The sequence below is a fragment of the Rhizobium sp. R634 genome (assembly GCF_002211305.1).
Classification (GTDB): domain Bacteria; phylum Pseudomonadota; class Alphaproteobacteria; order Rhizobiales; family Rhizobiaceae; genus Rhizobium.
Genome location: NZ_LOKW01000019.1, coordinates 1 through 2,500, shown reverse-complemented (window position 1 = coordinate 2,500; position 2,500 = coordinate 1). Strand labels below are relative to the sequence as shown.

Below are 2,500 nucleotides of genomic sequence, written 5' to 3'. Positions count from 1 at the left end.
TCGGAAATAGCTGGTTCTCCGCGAAATCTATTTAGGTAGAGCGTCGAGCGAATACCCCCGGGGGTAGAGCACTGGATGGGCTATGGGGACTCACCGTCTTACTGATCCTAACCAAACTCCGAATACCGGGGAGTACTACTCGGCAGACACACGGCGGGTGCTAACGTCCGTCGTGAAAAGGGCAACAACCCTAACCTCCAGCTAAGGTCCCCAAGTCATGGCTAAGTGGGAAAGGATGTGAGGATCCCAAAACAACCAGGATGTTGGCTTAGAAGCAGCCATCATTTAAAGAAAGCGTAACAGCTCACTGGTCTAAATAAGGGTCTTTGCGCCGAAAATGTAACGGGGCTGAAGCCATGCACCGAAGCTGAGGATTTGCAGTAATGCAAGTGGTAGCGGAGCGTTCCGTAAGCTGATGAAGGGAGACCCGTGAGGGCTCCTGGAGGTATCGGAAGTGCGAATGTTGACATGAGTAACGATAAAGAGGGTGAGAGACCCTCTCGCCGAAAGACCAAGGGTTCCTGCTTAAAGTTAATCTGAGCAGGGTTAGCCGGCCCCTAAGACGAGGCGGACACGCGTAGTCGATGGGAACCACGTTAATATTCGTGGGCCTGGTGGTAGTGACGGATTGCACAAGTTGTTCTGGTTTATTGGATTATCAGGGCAGCGGAGCGGTTCCAGGAAATAGCTCCACCGTATAGACCGTACCCGAAACCGACACAGGTGGTCAGGTAGAGTATACCAAGGCGCTTGAGAGAACTATGTTGAAGGAACTCGGCAAATTGCACGCGTAACTTCGGAAGAAGCGTGACCCCATATGAGGCAACTCTTGTGGGGTGGCACAGACCAGGGGGTAGCGACTGTTTATCAAAAACACAGGGCTCTGCGAAGTCGCAAGACGACGTATAGGGTCTGACGCCTGCCCGGTGCTGGAAGGTTAAGAGGAGAGGTGCAAGCTTTGAATCGAAGCCCCAGTAAACGGCGGCCGTAACTATAACGGTCCTAAGGTAGCGAAATTCCTTGTCGGGTAAGTTCCGACCTGCACGAATGGCGTAACGACTTCCCCGCTGTCTCCAACATAGACTCAGTGAAATTGAATTCCCCGTGAAGATGCGGGGTTCCTGCGGTCAGACGGAAAGACCCCGTGCACCTTTACTATAGCTTTACACTGGCATTCGTGTCGGCATGTGTAGGATAGGTGGTAGGCTTTGAAGCGGGGACGCCAGTTTCCGTGGAGCCATCCTTGAAATACCACCCTTATCGTCATGGATGTCTAACCGCGGCCCGTCATCCGGGTCCGGGACAGTGTATGGTGGGTAGTTTGACTGGGGCGGTCGCCTCCGAAAGAGTAACGGAGGCGCGCGATGGTGGGCTCAGACCGGTCGGAAATCGGTCGTCGAGTGCAATGGCATAAGCCCGCCTGACTGCGAGACTGACAAGTCGAGCAGAGACGAAAGTCGGTCATAGTGATCCGGTGGTCCCGCGTGGAAGGGCCATCGCTCAACGGATAAAAGGTACGCCGGGGATAACAGGCTGATGACCCCCAAGAGTCCATATCGACGGGGTTGTTTGGCACCTCGATGTCGGCTCATCGCATCCTGGGGCTGGAGCAGGTCCCAAGGGTTTGGCTGTTCGCCAATTAAAGCGGTACGTGAGCTGGGTTCAGAACGTCGTGAGACAGTTCGGTCCCTATCTGCCGTGGGTGTAGGAATATTGACAGGATCTGTCCCTAGTACGAGAGGACCGGGATGGACATATCTCTGGTGGACCTGTTGTCCTGCCAAGGGCATAGCAGGGTAGCTATATATGGACGGGATAACCGCTGAAGGCATCTAAGCGGGAAACCCACCTGAAAACGAGTGTTCCCTATCAGAGCCGTGGAAGACGACCACGTTGATAGGCCGGGTGTGGAAGTGCGGCAACGCATGAAGCTTACCGGTACTAATAGCTCGATCGGCTTGATCGTTCTCATTGTTCATGCTCATCGAAGATGAGATGAACAATGAACTCTTTGTCCTGACGCGCTGGTCGCGCTCCGGACGGGCCGCGCCACCAGGCGCGACGGCCTCTGGCCTTGCGGAGCTTTGCTCCGGTTGGTGCCAGACGGAAGAGTTCATCCAAAGACGTGTTCAATAAGAAAACAGGCGAATGCCTGCCAGCTTCTCAAATCAAAAAGTTGCGCTTTGCCGACCTGGTGGTTATGGCGGGGTGGCTGCACCCGTTCCCTTTCCGAACACGGCCGTGAAACGCCCCTGCGCCCATGGTACTTCGTCTTAAGACGCGGGAGAGTAGGTCGCTGCCAGGTCTGCAAAACGCAACTTCTTCAAAAATCTTCTCATCACAAATCTCTACGGCCAAAGCCGATACAAAAGGGTCGCAAAAGCGGCCCTTTCTGCTGTAAAATAATATCGCGGGGTGGAGCAGCCCGGTAGCTCGTCAGGCTCATAACCTGAAGGCCGCAGGTTCAAATCCTGCCCCCGCAACCAAACAAATAGCCCGC

General features: G+C 54.5%; 1 tRNA gene and 2 rRNA genes (1 of these 3 cut by a window edge). All 3 read left to right on the top strand.

Annotated elements, in window-relative coordinates:
- Nucleotides 1–1,966 (top strand): 23S ribosomal RNA (locus ATY77_RS17905); it begins 920 nt to the left of the window's first position.
- 224 nt (nt 1,967–2,190) lie between these two features.
- Nucleotides 2,191–2,305 (top strand): 5S ribosomal RNA (gene rrf, locus ATY77_RS17900).
- Between the two features lie 104 nt (nt 2,306–2,409).
- Nucleotides 2,410–2,486, top strand: a tRNA-Met gene (locus tag ATY77_RS17895).
- Nucleotides 2,487–2,500: the final 14 nt, after the last annotated feature.